Genomic DNA, 17526 nt, shown 5'->3' on the forward strand with positions numbered 1-17526 from the left:
CTTCGTCGCCCGCCCTACTTCGTCGCGCGCGTCAGTCCCTGCTCTCCGGCGCCACGTGACATCACGGCCTTCGTGACCTCGCGGTCGGCGGCGGCGTACGTGCTGTCGGCGGCGGAGGTGGCCTCGCAGGAGGTGCAGACGACGCGGAACGGCGGCCGCATGTCCGAGAACTGCGTGAGGTACTCGGCCTTCACCACCTCCCAGCGGCCCGGACGGCCGGCCGCCGGCGCGAAGGTGAAGCGGGGGACCGAGGACATGTTGCCGCGGGCCTTCGCGGCCTCGAAGAAGCTGGCCACCTGGTCGCCCATGCCGTACACCACCCAGGTGCCGTTGACCTTCTCGTAGGGCTGCGGCACGTGGTTGTGGGTGCCGAGGATCAGGTCGATGTCGGGCAGGCCGTCCGCCCCCCGCGAGGCGGTCAGCGTCTGGGCCAGGTCCAGTTGCTGCTTGTCCGGGGCCGTCTGCCACTCGGAGCCCCAGTGGACGCTGAGGACGACGACGTTCGCGCCGGTCGCGCGCGCTGCGCGGGCGTCGGCGATGATCCGCTCCGGGTCGATCAGGTTCACGGCCCAGGGCTTGTCCGCGGGGAGCGGGATGCCGTTCGTCCCGTACGTGTAGTCCAGTTGCGCGACCTTGGCCCCGCCGGCTTCGAGCAGGGCCGGGGCCTTGGCCTCCTCGGGGCCGCGGGCCGAGCCCACATGGCGGATGCCGACGCGGTCGAGGTGGTCGAGGACGCGGACGAGACCGTCGTACCCGTCGTCCAGGGTGTGGTTCGAGGCGGTCGAGCAGCTGTCGTAGCCGGTGTCCTTGAGGGCGTCGGCCAGTTGGTGCGGGGCCTTGAAGAGGGGGAACCCGGTGTAGGGGCCGCCGGGCCGGCCGTACGGTATCTCGTGGTGGCATATCGCGAGGTCGGCGGCGGAGACGATGGGCTTGACCCCGGCGAGTATCTTCCCGAAGTCGTAGCCGCCCTTCTCCGCGGAGTCGTCGGCGGCCCGCTGGATGATCGACGGGTACGGGATGATGTCGCCGGTGCCGACGAGGGTGAACGGCCTCCCGTCGGGCGTGGCCGAGGCGGTGGCTCCGGCCGCGGCGTCGCGGCTCGGACTCGCGGCCGCCCCCGGCTTCGCCCCCAGCCGTTGCCCGGCCGCCGTGCCGCCGTCCTGGCCGGCCAGGTGCGTCACGCCGTAGGCGGCGCCTCCCACCACGGCCAATCCGGCCACGGCCGCGCCTATCTTGCCGACTGTCTTCATCCCCGTACCCCCGGTGTCGCATGGTCACTACCTGCGGAAATAGTCGCGCACCCGTGCGGGCCCCGCCCTGCGCGACCCGCGGAAACGCGCCATCGGGGTGAGGTCCGCCCGGGGCGGGCCCTACCCCGGTGGCGTGCCGTCGGCACGAGGCGCGGGGCACGCGGGTGGCAGGAGTGTGCCACGCGGGTGCGGTCGGCCCGTGGCCGGCGGGTGGCCGGCCTGTGGTCAGCCCGTGGTCAGCGCGCGGTCAGCGCGCGGTCAGGCGTGCCGCGAGAGCCAGGTCGAGCGCCTGGAGGAGGCGGCCCGTCGTCGCGCGGTCGCGGACCGCCAGCCGCAGCCAGGAGCGGTCCAGCCCCGGGAAGGTGTCCCCGCGGCGCACGGCGAAGCCCAGCGCGCGCAGGCGGGTGCGGATCTCCGCCGCGCCCTCGACCCGGATCAGCACGAAGGGCCCCGCCGCCGTGCCCGACACCGAGATCTCCTCGAATTCCGCGAGCCCCGCGAGGAGGTGCTCCCGGTCCACCGCGATCTGCCGGGCCGCGGCCTCCGCCTCGGCCAGCGCCGCGGGGGACACACAGGCCTCGGCCGCCACCAGCGCGGGCGTGGACACCGGCCACAGCGGCTGCGCCGCCGACAGCTTCGCGATCACCCCGGGCTCGGCCAGCACGTAGCCGATGCGCAGCCCGGCCAGGCCCCAGGTCTTGGTCAGGCTGCGCAGCACCACCAGGCCCGGTATGTCCGTCCGGCCGGCCAGCGCCTCGCGTTCGCCGGGGACCGCGTCCATGAAGGCCTCGTCGACCACCAGGATCCGCCCGGGCCGGGCCAGCGCGGCCAGGGTCGCCGCCGGGTGCAGCACCGAGGTCGGGTTGGTCGGGTTCCCGACCACCACGAGGTCGGCCTCCTCCGGTACCGCCGCCGGGTCCAGCCGGAAGCCGTCCGAGGCGCGCAGCACCACCCGCTCCACCCGGTGGCCCGCGTCGCGCAGGGCCGCCTCCGGCTCGGTGAACTGCGGATGCACCACCACGGGCCGTACGGCGCCCAGCGCCCGCGCGATCAGTACGAACGCCTCCGCGGCTCCCGCGGTCAGCAGCACCCGCTCGACCGGCAGCCCGTGGCGGAGGGCCACGGCCGCGCGGGCGGGGCGGCCGTCGGGGTACGCGGACAGGACGTCGAGCGAAGCCGCGATCCGGTCCTTCAGCCACTGCGGCGGGGTGTGGGACCGTACGTTCACCGCGAGGTCGACCAGCCCCGCGCCCCCGTCCGAGACCTCCGCGTCTCCGTGGTGGCGCAGGTCGTGCGTGTGGGCGGTGGCCACGGCGCAGGTCGCCGCCACCGACCGCCGCTTGGGTACGAGGAGTTCCCCGCCCCCGGCGAGCGCGGCGGCCTCCGCCACCGACGCGGTGCCGGCGGCCTCGCGGGCGGCGTCCGAGGGGTGCGGTACCGGGATCGCGGCCAGCCGCTCGGCGGGGTAGCTCAGCAGGGGCACGCCGAAACGTTCCGCCGCACCGGCGATCCCCGCCTCCAGCACCTTCCCCTCCACGGTGGCCAGGGCCGTCACCGACTCCGACGCCAGCCCGGCCCCGCGCAGGGTCTCCTCCACCAGCGCGCACACCTCCGCCACGGACACGCCCGCGCGGCCACCGACCCCGACGACCAGTTGCGTCGCGTACTCGCCCAACAGGTTCACCCGTTCTCCGTCGTCGTGTTCGTGGTGCTGCTCGTGGTCGTGGACTTCGTGCACGGGGACCCAGTGCTCGTGGACCCCGTGCGCGCGGACTTCGCGCGCAGGGGCTGCGCGTACGGGGGCTGCGCGTACGGCCGGCCCGTCAACCGGCCGTGGTCCGCCACCCGGGCGCGGAAGTGCGCGGGCGGCGCGGAGTCGGTATGCAAGGGCACATGGCCGTGATCGTGGCGTTGGGTGCGTTCCTGATGACCCTGGCAGGCGGATGGACGGCGCAGCGCGTCACCGACCGCCGCCACCTCGTGCTGGGCCTGGCGGGCGGGCTGATGCTCGGCGTCGTCGGCCTCGACCTGCTCCCGGAGGCCATGCACGCGGCCGGTGACGAAGTCTTCGGAGTCCCGCTGGCCCTGCTGCTCTTCGTCGGCGGGTTCCTCGCCGCGCACTGCGTGGAACGCCTCCTGGCCGTCCGCCAGGCCTCCCACGGGGGCGTGAACGGCGACGGGCACCCGGACGAGGGGAAGAGGGTCCCGCAGGTCGGCCTGACGGCGGCCGCCGCCATGGTCGCCCACAGCCTCGCCGACGGGGTGGCCCTCGGCGCGGCGTTCCAGGTCGGCGGGGGGATGGGCGTGGCCGTGGCGCTGGCCGTCATCACCCATGACTTCGCCGACGGGTTCAACACGTACACGCTCACCCGGCTGTACGGGAACGCCCGCCGCAAGGCCCTGCTCATGCTCTTCGCGGACGCGGCCGCCCCCGTCGTGGGCGCCGCGTCCACTCTGCTGTTCACCCTTCCGGAGGAACCGCTCGGGGCCTACCTCGGCTTCTTCGGCGGCGTCCTGCTGTACCTGGCCGCCGCCGAGATCCTGCCCGAGGCCCACCACAAGCACCCCGCGCTGTCCACCCTGATGTGCACCGTGGGCGGGGTGGCGGGGATCTGGCTGGTCGTGGGCCTGGCCGAGTGACGGCGCCGGGCGTCTGAGGCTCACCGATGCGCTGCCGCGGCCTCGGCGAACCGCAGGGCCACGGAGGGCTCCGCCGCCCAGTGCGTGTGCAGGTAACTCGCGTGCACACCGCCCGCCACGAAGCCCTCGACCCGGCGTTCCGGATGCGTGAAGCCCCACGCGGGTGCGCCGCCGGCGCCCGGCTCGATCACCGTCCGGTGGAACTCGTGCCCGCGCAGCCGGGTCCCGGCCGGTGCGAGGACGCTGTCGGAGACGGCGACCGCCTCGCGGTAGCCGAGCGTGAGCCGCTCCGACATCCGCGCGTCGGCGTCGAGCACCCCGCACATGGGCTTCCCGTCCAGCGAACGGGCCAGGTACAGCAGCCCCGCGCACTCCGCGGCCAACGGGCCGCCGGCCGCGGCGAACGCGGCGACGGCCTTGCGGAGCGGCTCGTTGGCGGACAGCTCCGGCGCGTACACCTCGGGGAACCCGCCGCCGATCACCAGGCCGGTGGTGTGCTCGGGCAGAGCCTCGTCGCGCAGCGGGTCGAAGGTGACCACCTCCGCGCCGGCTGCGCGCAGCAGCTCCGAGTGCTCGGCGTACGAGAACGTGAAGGCGGCCCCTCCGGCGACGGCGATGACGGGTGCGGCGCCGCCGCCGGGGCTCCGCCCCAGACCCCGCGCCTCAAACGCCGGCGGGGCTGGATGTACCGGAGTCCAGGCCTCGCAGGCCAGCGGCGGGGCCGTCCTGGCCAGGGCCATCAGGGCCTCCAGGTCGCAGCCCTGGCGGACCTGCTCGGCCAGGGCCGTCACGGAGTCGAGGGCATCCCGGCGCCGCTCGGCGACCGGCACCAGCCCCAGGTGCCGCGAGGGCGCGGCCACCTGCGGAGCCCGCCGCAGGACGCCGAGCACCGGCATCCCCGCTTCCTCCAGGGCCTCCCGCAGCATCGCCTCGTGCCGGTCGGAGCCGACCTTGTTCAGGATCACGCCGCCGAGGCGCACCTGCGGGTCGAAGGAGGCGAAACCGTGCACCAGCGCCGCCACCGACCGCGACTGCGAGGACGCGTCGACGACCAGCACCACCGGCGCCCGGAGCAGCTTCGCGACCTGCGCCGTCGACGCCAGTTCGCCCCGCCCCGCGGCCCCGTCGTACAGACCCATCACGCCTTCGACGACGGCCAGGTCGCAGCCGGCCGCCCCGTGCGCGAACAGCGGAGCCACCAGGTCCGGCCCGCACATGAAGGCGTCCAGGTTGCGTCCCGGGCGGCCCGTGGCCAGCGCGTGGTAGCCCGGGTCGATGTAGTCGGGCCCGGCCTTGTGCGGGGACACGGCGAGGCCGCGCTCCGAGAAGGCCGCCATCAGGCCCGTCGCCACGGTGGTCTTGCCGCTGCCGGAGGACGGCGCGGCGATGACCAGTCTCGGTACGTTGAACGAGGTCACCACTCGATGCCCTTCTGGCCCTTCTGGCCGGCGTCCATCGGGTGCTTGACCTTGGTCATCTCGGTGACGAGGTCCGCGAACTCCACCAGCTTCTCCGGCGCGTTGCGGCCCGTGATCACCACGTGCTGGGTGCCGGGACGGTTCCGCAGCACCTCGACGACCTCGTCGACGTCGATCCAGCCCCAGTGCATCGGGTACGCGAACTCGTCCAGCACGTACAGCTTGTGCGTCTCGGCGGCCAGATCGCGCTTGACCTGCTCCCACCCCTCCTTGGCCGCCTGCTCGTTGTCGAGCTGCGCGTCGCGCTGGACCCAGGACCAGCCCTCGCCCATCTTGTGCCAGACGACGGAGCCGCCCTCGCCGGAGGCGCCGAGCACCTTCAGCGCGTTCTCCTCGCCGACCTTCCACTTCGCCGACTTGACGAACTGGAACACCCCGATCGGCCAGCCCTGGTTCCAGGCGCGCAGCGCCAGGCCGAAGGCCGCCGTCGACTTGCCCTTGCCCGGCCCCGTGTGGACGAAGACGAGCGGGCGGTTGCGGCGCTGACGCGTCGTGAGTCCGTCGTCCGGAACGACGGACGGCTGTCCCTGCGGCATTACGCGGCCCTCCTGAGGGTCGGGGATGGGGTACGTACGTTTTTCACGAGCCCGGCCAGCGAATCGGCCCGCAGCCCGTCGAGGGTGACGGCCGGGCCGCCCAGATCGGCGGCCAGTGCGCCGGCCAGCCCGAGCCGGACCGGCCCCGACTCGCAGTCCACGACCACGGAGGCGACCCCGCCGGCCGCCAGCAGCCGGGCGCTGCGCGCCGAGAGCTCGCGCGGCGTGTCATGGTGCGGGCCACCGACGGCGCCGGCCGAGGTGGCCCGCCCGTCGGTGACGACCACGAGCAGCGGGCGCCGGCTCGGGTCCCGCAGCCGCTCGATCCGCAGCACCTCGTGGGCCTTGAGCAGCCCGGCGGCGAGCGGGGTGCGGCCGCCGGTCGGCAGGTTCTCCAGCCGGGCCGCGGCGGCGTCGACGGAGGAGGTGGGCGGCAGGGCCAGTTCGGCCGAGGAGCCCCGGAAGGTGATCAGGCCGACTTTGTCCCGGCGCTGGTAGGCGTCGAGCAGCAGGGACAGCACCGCTCCCTTGACCGCGCTCATGCGCTGCCGGGCGGCCATGGAGCCGGAGGCGTCGACGAGGAACAGGACGAGGTTGCCCTCGCGGCCCTCGCGGGTCGCCTGCCGCAGATCGTCCTTGCGGACGACCAGCCCGCGCCCGGTGCGCCCGCGCGCCTTCTGGTGCGGGGCGGCGGCGTGGACGGTCGCCGCCAGGTGAAGTTTGGTCAACTGGCCCCGGGGGCGCTGGGCGCCGGTGGTGCGGCCGTGCGCGGTGCGGGCGCGCGAACGCCGGCCGGAGGCGCCCTCGCCGAGACCCGGGACGCTGAGCATCTTGGTGCGGAACGGCTCGGCGGCCCGTACGGCCGCCTGCTCGGCCGGACCGGTCGCCGCCTCGTTCTCCTGCGCGGAGGGCTGGGTCTCGGGCCGCTGCGCGGGCTCCGCCGGGGCCTCGGGCCCGGTTTCGGGCTCGGCCTCGGGCGCGTCGGGTCCGGAGCCCTGCGGGGGTACGCCGCCCCCGCCGTCGGGGCCGTCCGGGCCACCGCCGTCCGGGCCGCCGTCCTGCGGTCCCTCGCCCGGCCCTTCCGGCTCGGGCTCCGGCTCGTGGTCGGGCTCGTCGTCCGGGAACCCGTCCAGGATCCGGTCGAGCTTCTCCTCGTCGAGACCGGGCGCGTCGAAGGGGTTGCGGCGGCGGCGGTGGGGGAGCGCCAGCAGGGCGGCCTGCCGCACGTCCTCCTTGCGCACCTCGGTCCGCCCGGCCCAGGCGGCGAGGGCGGTCGCGGTACGGGCCATCACGATGTCGGCGCGCATGCCGTCGACCTCGAAACCGGCGCAGGTCGCGGCGATCTGCATCAGCGAGGTGTCACCGAGGCGGACCTGCGGGAGCAGGGCCCGCGCGGCCACCACCCGGGCGCGCACCTCTTCCTCGTCCCCCGACCAGCGGCCCGAGAAGCCCGCGGGGTCGTCCTCGTAGGCGAGCCGGCGGCGGACCACCTCGACGCGCTGCGCGGGCTCCCGGGAGGCGGCGACCTCGACGGTCAGCCCGAACCGGTCGAGCAGCTGCGGGCGGAGCTCGCCCTCCTCGGGGTTCATCGTCCCGACGAGGAGGAAGCGGGCGGCGTGCCGTACGGAGACGCCCTCGCGCTCGACGTAGGAGGCGCCCATCGCGGCGGCGTCGAGGAGCAGGTCGATGAGGTGGTCGTGGAGCAGGTTGACCTCGTCGACGTACAGGATCCCGCGGTGCGCGTCGGCCAGCAGGCCGGGCTCGAAGGCCTTCACGCCCTCGGCGAGGGCGCGTTCGATGTCGAGGGCGCCGACGAGCCGGTCCTCGGAGGCGCCGACGGGCAGCTCCACCATGCGGGCGGGCCGCGCGGCGGCCGGTCCCGGCTCGTGGGGGCCGTCGGGGCAGACGGGGTCCGGGGCGGTGGGCGCACAGCTGAACCGGCAGCCGGGCACCACGTCCACCTGCGGCAGCAGGGTGGACAGGGCGCGGACGGCGGTGGACTTGGCGGTCCCCTTCTCACCGCGCACGAGAACACCGCCGACCGCGGGGCTCACGGCGTTGAGCAACAGCGCGAGGCGCAGGTCGGTCTGGCCGACCAGTGCGGTGAACGGGTAGGGCGTGCTCATGCGGTGGCCCCTTCTTGTATGTGGTTACGGGTACGCGTGCGCGGGCGGATAGGGACGGCGGGGCCGGGTCGGGTGTGCCGCTGCGCGGGGCGAAGTCCCCTCCCCGCCCTTCGCCCGTTCCCCGGGCTGTGCCCGGACCCTCTGGGGCTCCGCCCCGGACCCCGCGCCTCAAACGCCGGCGGGGCTGGATGTGGCCGGGCGCAGCCTGCGTGTGCGGGCAAGCGCGAACCGAATTCAGCCGGACGCCGGCCAAAACCCAGCCCCTCCGGCGTTTGAGGAGCGGGGGTCCGGGGGCTGGCCCCCGGGTACGGCGCCGCAGGATGAACCGGGTCCGGGGCGGAGCCCCGGGGAACGGGGGAACCGGGGGTCCCCCCGGACGGAGTCTGGGGGAGGGTCGGGGACGGCCCCCGCAGGGACGGGGACGTCATGGCGCGCCCGGCGGGAGGAAGGGGAGGCCCGCCGGGGCTCCGGTCTCGATCAGGCGGAGCAGGGCGTCCGTGTCCGCGTGTTCCTCGATCAGGTCGCCGAGCAGGTCGAGCTGCTCCTCCCGCAGGGAGGCGAACGACGTGTCCGGGGCCGGGACGAAACGGCGGCCGGCCGCGGCCGCGACCTCGCGGAGGAACGCCCGGCGGAAGCCGTCCGACTCCAGCGAGCCGTGCCAGTGCGTGCCCCACACCTCTCCGACCCGGCACCCGTCCAGGAAGGGGGTCCCGCCGAGGACTTCGGCCACTCCGTGATGGATCTCGTAGCCCTCCACCGGCTCGCCCAGCGCCGAACCCACCGGCCGGGCCAGGGTCTTCTCCCGCTCGAAGCGGACCCGTACGGGAAGCAGCCCGAGCCCCGGCACGGAGCCGGCCTTCGACTCGACCTCGTCCTCGATGTGTTCGCCCAGGACCTGGAACCCGCCGCAGATGCCCAGGACCGGCCGGCCCTCGGCGGCCCGCCGGGCCAGCGCGTCCGCCAGGCCCCGCTCGCGCAGCCAGGCCAGGGCCTTGACCGTGCCGCGGGTGCCGGGGACGACGACCAGGTCGGCGTCGGCCAGTTCCTCGGCCCGGTCCACGAACCGCACCACCACGCCTGGCTCCGCCGCCAGCGCGTCCACGTCCGTGAAGTTGGACATCAGCGGCACCGCACACACGGCGACCCGCAGCACGTCCTCGCCGACGGGCGGGGCGACCACGGATTCCCGTACGGCGCCGCGCAGGGCTGTGTTTTTGAAGAGGGGCCGCAGGCCGTCCTCCTCGTCGATGCCCAGACCGTGCTGGAAGGGGAGCACCCCGTACGTGGCCCGCCCGGTGAGGCCGCGCAGCATCTCCATGCCCGGTTCCAGCAGCGTGACGTCGCCGCGGAACTTGTTGACCAGGTAGCCCGCGATCAGCGACTGGTCCTCGGGGGAGAGCAGCGCCGTCGTACCGAAGAAGGACGCGAAGACCCCGCCCCGGTCGATGTCGCCGACGACGACCACCGGGAACCGCGCGGCCCGCGCGATGCCCATGTTCACGATGTCGGTCCGGCGCAGGTTGATCTCGGCCGGGCTGCCCGCCCCCTCGCAGATCACGGCGTCATACGTGCCCCGCAACTGCTCCAGGCAGTCCGTGACGATGCCGAGCAACTGCTCCTGCCTGCCTCCGTGGTAGCCGCGAGCGCTCATCTCGCCCACCGGCTTGCCCAGCAGCACCACCTGGCTGCTCCGGTCGCTGCCGGGCTTGAGCAGCACCGGGTTCATCAGCGCGGTCGGCTCCACGCGGGCCGCCTGGGCCTGCATGGCCTGGGCACGGCCGATCTCGGCGCCCTCCCTCGTCACGAAGGAGTTCAGCGACATGTTCTGCGCCTTGAACGGGGCCACCTTCACGCCCTGCCGGGCCAGCCACCGGCAGATGCCCGCCGTGACCACGCTCTTGCCCGCGTCCGAGGTCGTACCGGCGACGAGGAGTCCCCCGCCGCGCTTCGCGCCGCCGCTCATGCGCGCCGCCCCTTCTTCGTAGTGCGGGAGACCAGCGTCCTGGAGACCAGCGTCCGGGCCGCCACGCAGGCCCCCAGCGCCACCCACGTCACCTGGCGCGACAGCCGCACCGCGCGTTCGATGTCGGCGACTTCCACGGGCCGACCGGCCGCTCCGTTGAGCACGGCCCGGTGTTCGACCCGGCCCGCGTACGCCAGGGTCCCGCCCAGCCGTACGCCCAGCGCCCCGGCGAAGGAGGCTTCCACGGGCCCCGCGTTGGGGCTCGGGTGCTCGGCGGCGTCCGCGCGCCAGGCTCGTAGGGCTCCCCGCCGGTCGGGCCCGGCCAGTACGGCGGCCAGGGCCGTCAGCCGGGCGCCCGGCCAGCCGGCCACGTCGTCGAGCCGGGCCGAGGCCCAGCCGTAGCGCAGGTGGCGGGGGGACTTGTGGCCGACCATCGCGTCCAGGGTGTTCACGGCACGGAAGGCCAACAGCCCGGGGACGCCGGCGACGGCGCCCCACACCAGGGCCCCGACCACGGCGTCGGAGGTGTTCTCGGCGACCGATTCGACGACCGCGCGGGCCATCTGCTGCTCGTCCAGCGACTGCGGGTCGCGCCCGCACAGGTGGGGCAGTCGCTCGCGGGCCACTTCGGCGTCCCCGGCGGCGAGCGCGCCGCCGATGGCGCGGGCCTCGCGGCCCAGCGACGTGCCGCCCACGACGGCCCAGGTGGCGGCGGCGGTGAGGGCGATACGGGCGGCCGCGGGCCGGGAGCGCACGGCGCGGGCGCCCAGCGCGCCGACGGCGGCGGCGCCTCCGGCGCAGAGCAGGGTGTGCAGGACGCCCCGCGCGCGGTCGTCGCGCCACAGGGCGCGTTCGACTGCGGCGGCGGCTCGTCCGAAGGCGGCCACGGGGTGCCCTCGGCGCGGATCCCCGAGGATCCGGTCGCCGATCAGGCCCGCCGTGACGCCGTACGCGAAGACGCGATCGGCACGCATGGTGGCAGGTATGTCCTCACTCAGGGTCCGCGCCCTGGTTCGACGTGTCCGGCGGCGAGAGTTCCTGGCTCCCGGCCGCACACGGTCCGAGGTCCGCGTGCGCCGGTGACAGTGGCGGGACCGCGCCGGATTCGCACCGGACTTCCTCTCCATGCCGCCGTATTGGCTCGGGCAGTCCACCACGCAGCGCGAAGGCCCGTCAACTCGCCGTTGACCTGCGGCGGGGTGGCGGGGGAGGGGGCGGGGTCAGGCCCCTGCCAGGGGCCCGGGCATGCGAAAGCTCCCTCCGGGACGGACCCGGAGGGAGCCTTCGTACGCGCTGTCCCGCCCTCAGGCGACGATCAGGTAGATCCCGTAGGCCACGGCCGCCGCGCAGAGCGCGAAGCAGGCGTACGCACCACTGCGGGCCAGGGTGGCGGCGCCGCCCTGTTCGGTGGCGGCCTCGTGCTTGGACAGCCCCATCAGGCCCAGGGTGAACAGGGTCACCAGGACGACGGTGGCGGAGAGGCTGACGCCGAAGACGGAGCCGAGCGCTTCCCAGTCGATCTTCATACCGCTGAATCCTCTGTCGTTCTCGGGGTCGGGCCGGTCAAACCGCGGCGGCCGGGGCCGCGGGGGTCGCCGTCGCGGCCGGGATGGTGGCCTTGAGCTCCTCGTCCGTCACCGCGGCGGTGCTGCCGACGGCGGCGACTGCCGCGAGGTCGGGCTGCGGGACGCTGACGGCCGCGATGGCCGTGGTGACGACACCCGGCTCCTCGTCGGCGGCCGGCGCGACCTCGTTGACGTTGGTGTGGTCGACGACCTGGCGGCGGGAGATCAGCCAGATGGCGACGCAGGAGCCGACCAGGAAGACCGTGACGCCGGCGATGCCGATGTCCCCGGTGCGCATGACCAGCTCGGCACCGGCGGCGACCAGGGCCGCGGCCGGGAGGGTCAGGCCCCAGGCGATGAACATGCGGGTGGCGGTGGACCAGCGGACCACGCCGCCCTTGCGTCCCAGACCCGAACCCATGACGGCGCCGGAGCACGCGTGGGTGGTGGAGAGGGAGAAGCCGAGGGAGGAGGAGGCCAGGATGACGCTGGCGGCCGAGGTCTGGGCGGCGAAGCCCTGCTGCGGCTGCAGGTCGGTCAGGCCCTTGCCCATGGTGCGGATGATGCGCCAGCCGCCCAGGTAGGTGCCCATCGCGATGGCCAGGCCGGCGGAGACGATGACCCACACCGGCGGGTTCGAGCCGGGCGCGAGGGCGCCGCCGGCGACGAGTGCCAGGGTGATGATGCCCATCGTCTTCTGCGCGTCGTTGGTGCCGTGCGCGAGGGAGACGAGACCGGCCGAGGCGATCTGGCCGGCGCGGTAGCCCTTGGCCGAGGTCTTCTCGCCCATGCCGTTGCCGACCTTGTACGTGACCTTCGTGGCCAGGTACGCGGCCATGCCGGCGACCAGGGGCGCGGCGATCGCGGGGATGAGCACCTTGGTGACGACGACGCTGCCGTTGACCGCGCCCATGCCGGCGGAGGCCACGGCCGCACCGATCAGGCCGCCCATCAGGGCGTGCGAGGAGCTGGAGGGCAGTCCGACCAGCCAGGTGACGAGGTTCCAGAGGATCGCGCCGACCAGGGCGGCGAAGATGACCTCCGGCTGGATGCCTTCCTCGTTGACCAGTCCCTTGGAGATCGTCTTGGCGACCTCCACGGACATGAAAGCGCCGACGAGGTTGAGCACGGCGGACATGGCCACCGCGGTCTTGGGCTTGAGGGCGCCGGTCGAGATGGTGGTGGCCATCGCGTTGGCCGTGTCGTGAAAACCGTTCGTGAAATCGAACACGAGAGCGGTGATGATCACGATCCCGAGGAGAAGCGTTATGTGCTCCATTTACCCAGGCTTCTGTTTGACGTCAGTGGTTCGTGGACCGTAGGCAACCTGGATGAACGGAAGGTGAACTGGCAGGGTTCGTACGGTGTATCGGCACGGCACCCGATCGGGACCTTCGTCCCGGGAAGGGGGTTGATATATCGATTAATGCACGTCACGGCGGGGATGGCCGCACCCTTCGGGGCGGGACTTCCGGTAGGGCCTCCCGCAGGCCGGGGGCCCCGAAGAGACCTAGATCACCCTCCGCGCCACCCCTCCGGGCCGCCGACCGGAACATTCTCCTCCGGTGGCCCGCCGCCCCGTCCGCCTCGACACTGGAGCGGTGCGTACCGCTACAGCGACGGCAGCGGCCGTCACCACGACCCTGCTCGGCGCCGGCGCGGCCGCCGTCACCGCCGCCGCGCTCGCCGGCCGGTACGCCGCCGACGGGGCCCTGCGGACCGAGCCCGGCCGTCCGCTCCCCGGCAGCCCCCGGCTCAGCGTCCACTCCACCGCGGCCGGCCGGGTCGAGCTGACCCGCTCGCTCGCCTCCCTGCGCCCCGGCACCTACGGGCTCACCGCGCCCGGGGTGCACGCCGTGGTCGGGCCCGTCCTCCCCGACGCCCCGCACGGCCCCGACACCGTGGTGCGCCGGCTCCTCGCCGTCACCCACGGCAGCCTCGACCCCGGAACCCGCGTCACCCTCACCCCCCAGGTCCACCTGGGCGACCCGGGCACCGCCCTCGGGCTGGACCACGCCGACGTGAACGTCCCCGGGGAGCTGGGCGCGCTGCCCGCCTGGTTCGTCCCCGCGGCCCGCGACACCTGGGTGATCACCGTCCACGGGCTCGGCGCCACCCGGGAGCACCCGATGGTGGTCATGCCCTTCCTCCACCGCAACAAGCTGCCCGTGCTGGACCTCGGGTACCGGGGCGACCTCGGCGCCCCCGAGTCGCCGGACGGCCTCGGCCACCTCGGCGAGTCCGAATGGCGCGATCTCGACGCCGCCATCCGCTACGCCCTGCGCTACGGCGCCCGCCGCGTGGTCCTGCACGGCTGGTCCACGGGCGCCACCATGGCCCTGCACGCCGTCGAGCGCTCGGCCCTGGCCGACCGGATCTCGGGGCTGGTCCTCGACTCGCCCGTACTGGACTGGCACGCCACCCTGCGCGCCCTCGCCGCCGCGCGCCGCACCCCGGCCCCGCTGCTCCCGTTCGCGGTCAAGGCCGCCGAGGGCCGTGCGGGCCTGCGCGCCGACCGGCGGGCTCCGGGGTCGGATCCGGCCGCGCTGAAGGTGCCCGTACTGATCTTCCACGGCCCCGACGACACGCTCGCCCCCTGGGAGCCCTCCCGCCGGCTCGCCGCGGCCCGCCCCGACCTCGTCACGCTGCACTCCGTTTCCGACGCCGCGCACGGGGCGATGTGGAACGCCGGTCCGGCCGCGTACGAAGAGGCGCTGCGCCGCTTCCTGACCCCTTTCATGTGACGGATCGCGTGACGGGCCGTCGGACGAGTTGTCCGAAGACTGCGGGACGGAAGGGGCGGGGCGGGAGGGTTGTCCCGTTCTGTCCCTGCGGGGCCTTGTGGCAATGGCTGGTTCCGTTTGGGCTTTCGGCCAGTGACGGGCGAGACTGCTCACGTGACGTCCCGAAAGCCTGATGAGCAGTTGGCTCGCGACTCCAGACTCCGACTCGTCGCCCCGCGGGCCGTGGCCACGGCCCGCAAGGCGGTGACCGACCGGCGCACCCGGACCGCCCCGCGGCCTCCGGCGGGCACGCCCGCCACGGCCGACCTGGCGAACAGGGCCCGCGCCTCCCTCACCGACGCGGTACGGCTCGCCCGCTGGGCCGAGCTCCACCTCGGCGCCGCGGGCGGCGCCGGGCCCGCCCTGGCGGGCGCCCTGCCCGCCGCCGAAGCCGAACGCGCCGCCGGCCAGCTGAGCCTGACGCCGGGCCAGATCCGGGTCGGCTGGGACCGCGCCCGGCTCGCCGGCCTGATCGAGATGCACGGCGGACACGCCCGCCCGGGCTGGCGCCTGCGCGCCTGGGACCGTGACGACTCCGCCGTCCTGCGCGGCTGGGTCGCGCTCTTCGACGCCTGGTCGCTGGTCCACCCCGCCCCCGCCGACATCGCCCCCGCGGCCGTCGCCGAGGTGGTCGAGGCCATGCCCCAGCTGCTCTCCCTGCTCCAGCTCTCCGCCGGTCCCGTGACCGTCCCGGATCTGCTGGACCTGCTCGGGCAGCGCGTCGACGAACTACGCGACGAGCGGTGCGAGGTCCCCTACGAGACGGCTCAGGCCGTCGGGACCACGCAGGCCGTCGGGACCCCGCAAGCCGTCGGGGCGCCGCACGACGGCTCGGCGCCGGCCGTGGCGGCCGCGCCGCCCGTCCCGCTCGCCCGGCTGCTGCGCTGGGCGCTCGGCGGACTCGCCGCCGTGGACGCCGTCACCCTCGGCCCCGCCCGGGCCGCCCTCACCCCACTCGGGAGCTGGGCCGTCTGGGTCAAGCTGGAGCAGATCTGCGTGGCCGCGCAGAGCCCGGCCGGGAACATCGAGCAGTCCGCCGCCGCCATGCTCCACGGCTGCGCGCGGCTCACCCCCGGCCCGGCCCGCGCCGAGTACCAGGCCTGGCTGGCCGCCCGGCCCGTCGGCCACGCCGTCTCCGAACTGCTGCACGCGGCCCGCGGCGAGGACGCCCTGCTGCGCGGGCTCGCCTTCGAAGCCCTGCGCGTGGTCGGAGCCCCCGCCGAGCCGGAGGTGCGCAAGGCGTCCCGGGAAGCCGCGCTGCGCCCCTACGCCCTGCTCTGGCTCGCCGAGCACGACGGGGTCGACCCCGACGAGGCGCAGGACGTGCTCACCGCCGAGGAGCAGACCTGGCTCTGGGTGGACACGGCGGCCGCCATCGCCGACCACGGCGAGGCCGAGCTGCTGGCCCGCCACCTGGACTCGGCGGTGCGGACCACGGTTCCGCGGCTGCTGGACGAGGTCCGCGCGGTCGGGCACCCCCGCACGGTGCAGGTGCTGGTCGCGCTGGCCGCCGCCCATCCCGATCCGGCCCTGGCCAAGGCGGTGCGCCGGGCCGCCTTCCAGGTGCACACCGGCGGCGCCTAGGGCCTGTCGTCAAACTCCCGTCGTCGCCCGAAGGGCGGCCGCGTGCCAGGCGTCGCGAGGCAGACGGGAGCTTGACGACAGGCCCTAGCGCCCCGTACGGGAGTCGGTGCGCGCCGCGGGCTCAGACCTGCGGCGCGTACGTCCCGAAGCTCCACACGTTGCCCTCGGCGTCGCGGGCCATGTAGTCCCGCGAGCCGTAGTCCTGGTCGGTCGGCTCCATCAGGATCTCCACGCCGTGCTCGGCGGCCCGGCGGTGGTGGGCGTCCACGTCGTCGACGCGCACGTAGACCCCGACCGGTCCGGCCGCCTCCATCGCCTTGTCGAAGGCGCTGCCGGTGCCTTTGCTGCCGAGCATCACCATGCCGTTCCCGTAGGACAGCTCGGCGTGCACCACCGAGCCGTCCTCACCCTCGTAGGCCGCGACCTGGGTGAAGCCGAAGGCCTCCGTGAGCAGGTGGATGGCGGCCTTGGCGTCGGTGTACAGCAGGGTCGGACAGATGGACGGAGCGCCTGCCATGGCGATCACTCCCTCTCGTACCGCGGGTGGACGGTGAGCCACGTCACAGCATGGCAGGCGCCGCGCGAAGTCAGCGGAAGGTGTTGCACTGGGCCATGTCGCCCGTCCGGTAGCCCTGGTAGAACCACTGCTGGCGCTGCTCGGCCGAGCCGTGCGTCCAGGACTCCGGGGACACCCGGCCCTGGAACTTCTCCTGGATCCGGTCGTCGCCGACCGCGGCCGCCGCGTCCAGGCCGTCCCTGATGTCCTGGTCGGTGAGGCTGGTGATCAGGGGCTTGCCGGTGGACTCGTCCGGGGTCTTCGTCGCGTTGTGGGCCCAGACCCCGGCGTAGCAGTCGGCCTGCAGCTCGACCCGTACCGCGTTGCTGTTCGCGCCCTGCCGGCCGTCCTGGGCCTTCTGCAGGGTGCCGGTCAGGTTCTGGATGTGGTGGCCGTACTCGTGGGCCACCACGTACGCCTGGGCGAAGGGGCCGCCGCTCGCGCCGAACTTGGTGCGGAGCTCGTTGAAGAAGCCCAGGTCCAGATAGACCTGCCGGTCACCGGGGCAGTAGAACGGGCCGACCGCCGAGGTGGCCGCCCCGCAGGCGGTGCCCACCTTGCCGGTGAAGAACACCGTCTGCGCCGGGCTGTACTGGGCGCCGCGCTTGGCGAACTCCTGCTTCCAGAAGTCCTGGGTGCTGTTGATCACCGCCACCAGCCGGCAGTCCTCCTTGGTGTTCGCGTCCTGCCCGGTCTTGCAGCTCTGCTGCACTTGGGCGGCGGAGGAGGAGGTCGACGCGGGCTCCGGGCTTCCGTCGGACAGGCCGAGCTGCTCCGGGCCCACCCCGAACAGCAGACCCATGATCAGCGCGATGAAACCGATGATGCCGCCGCCGACCGTGGCCTTCCCGCCCGGGATGCGGCTGCCGCGTACGTCCTTGACCTCGGAAGTGTCCAGATTGGCGTTGTCGTCGAACTGCATCCCGCACCGCCCTCCATTCCTACCGAGGGGGGTACGAGTACACCCCTGCGGCGAGTATCAACCCGTTCATCCTCATACGCCCCCCGGCCGGGAGGCGTGTTCCCTGGGCCGAACGGGGGACGC

At 74.4% G+C, this 17526-nt stretch carries 14 protein-coding genes and 1 riboswitch; of the genes, 3 read left to right on the forward strand and 11 right to left on the reverse strand.

Translation table 11 applies throughout. The annotated features are described in order from the left end of the window. Window positions 1-14: 14 nt before the first annotated feature. Window positions 15-1250, reverse strand: coding sequence for a CapA family protein (locus tag AC061S_RS20910; RefSeq protein ID WP_478687471.1), 1236 nt, complete (start codon window positions 1248-1250; stop codon window positions 15-17). Between the two features lie 247 nt (window positions 1251-1497). After that, a complete protein-coding gene (gene cobC, locus AC061S_RS20915) occupies window positions 1498-2925 on the reverse strand; it encodes an Rv2231c family pyridoxal phosphate-dependent protein CobC (RefSeq protein ID WP_478687529.1) in 1428 nt (475 codons plus the stop codon). Window positions 2926-3143: 218 nt separating this feature from the next. On the opposite strand from cobC, the gene AC061S_RS20920 reads away from it, so the two are divergent. After that, entirely contained in the window at window positions 3144-3890 is a 747-nt protein-coding gene (locus AC061S_RS20920) for a ZIP family metal transporter (RefSeq protein ID WP_478687472.1), read from the forward strand. A 20-nt stretch (window positions 3891-3910) separates the two neighbouring features. Here AC061S_RS20920 and AC061S_RS20925 read toward each other — a convergent pair whose 3' ends face one another. The 7 genes from AC061S_RS20925 to AC061S_RS20955 all read right to left on the reverse strand — a co-directional run bounded on the left by AC061S_RS20925 (window position 3911) and on the right by AC061S_RS20955 (window position 12837). Further along, window positions 3911-5311, reverse strand: coding sequence for a cobyrinate a,c-diamide synthase (locus AC061S_RS20925; RefSeq protein ID WP_478687473.1), 1401 nt, complete (start codon window positions 5309-5311; stop codon window positions 3911-3913). Next, window positions 5305-5904: a cob(I)yrinic acid a,c-diamide adenosyltransferase gene (gene cobO, locus AC061S_RS20930; RefSeq protein WP_243338462.1), complete on the reverse strand. Its 600-nt coding sequence runs from the start codon at window positions 5902-5904 to the stop codon at window positions 5305-5307. The genes AC061S_RS20925 and cobO overlap by 7 nt, the downstream gene beginning before the upstream one ends. After that, window positions 5904-8030: a putative cobaltochelatase gene (locus AC061S_RS20935; protein WP_478687474.1), complete on the reverse strand. Its 2127-nt coding sequence runs from the start codon at window positions 8028-8030 to the stop codon at window positions 5904-5906. Before AC061S_RS20935 ends, cobO begins: the two co-directional genes overlap by 1 nt. A 424-nt stretch (window positions 8031-8454) precedes the next feature. Continuing rightward, the gene (locus AC061S_RS20940) at window positions 8455-9993 is read right to left on the reverse strand and encodes a cobyric acid synthase (protein WP_478687475.1); all 1539 of its coding nucleotides are present in this window, start codon (window positions 9991-9993) and stop codon (window positions 8455-8457) included. Further along, complete coding sequence (locus tag AC061S_RS20945) at window positions 9990-10967, reverse strand: cobalamin biosynthesis protein (protein WP_478687476.1); 978 nt, start codon at window positions 10965-10967, stop codon at window positions 9990-9992. The genes AC061S_RS20940 and AC061S_RS20945 overlap by 4 nt, the downstream gene beginning before the upstream one ends. 58 nt (window positions 10968-11025) lie before the next feature. Further along, window positions 11026-11115, reverse strand: a riboswitch (cobalamin riboswitch). A gap of 182 nt (window positions 11116-11297) precedes the next feature. Then, entirely contained in the window at window positions 11298-11519 is a 222-nt protein-coding gene (locus AC061S_RS20950; RefSeq protein ID WP_243338472.1) for a hypothetical protein, read from the reverse strand. Between the two features lie 37 nt (window positions 11520-11556). Beyond that, complete coding sequence (locus AC061S_RS20955; RefSeq protein WP_478687477.1) at window positions 11557-12837, reverse strand: inorganic phosphate transporter; 1281 nt, start codon at window positions 12835-12837, stop codon at window positions 11557-11559. A 322-nt stretch (window positions 12838-13159) separates the two neighbouring features. On the opposite strand from AC061S_RS20955, the gene AC061S_RS20960 reads away from it, so the two are divergent. Beyond that, on the forward strand, window positions 13160-14302 hold the full coding sequence (locus AC061S_RS20960; protein ID WP_478687478.1) for an alpha/beta hydrolase family protein: 1143 nt from the start codon (window positions 13160-13162) through the stop codon (window positions 14300-14302). A gap of 153 nt (window positions 14303-14455) precedes the next feature. Beyond that, entirely contained in the window at window positions 14456-15925 is a 1470-nt protein-coding gene (locus AC061S_RS20965) for a hypothetical protein (RefSeq protein ID WP_478687479.1), read from the forward strand. A gap of 121 nt (window positions 15926-16046) precedes the next feature. On the opposite strand, the gene AC061S_RS20970 is transcribed toward AC061S_RS20965, so the two are convergent. Together AC061S_RS20970 and ypfJ are read right to left on the reverse strand one after the other, a co-directional pair. After that, complete coding sequence (locus tag AC061S_RS20970) at window positions 16047-16442, reverse strand: VOC family protein (protein ID WP_478687480.1); 396 nt, start codon at window positions 16440-16442, stop codon at window positions 16047-16049. A gap of 70 nt (window positions 16443-16512) precedes the next feature. Beyond that, entirely contained in the window at window positions 16513-17403 is an 891-nt protein-coding gene (ypfJ, locus tag AC061S_RS20975) for a KPN_02809 family neutral zinc metallopeptidase (RefSeq protein WP_478687481.1), read from the reverse strand. Window positions 17404-17526 lie beyond the last annotated feature (123 nt).

It is taken from the genome of Streptomyces sp. CA189 (assembly GCF_056428985.1).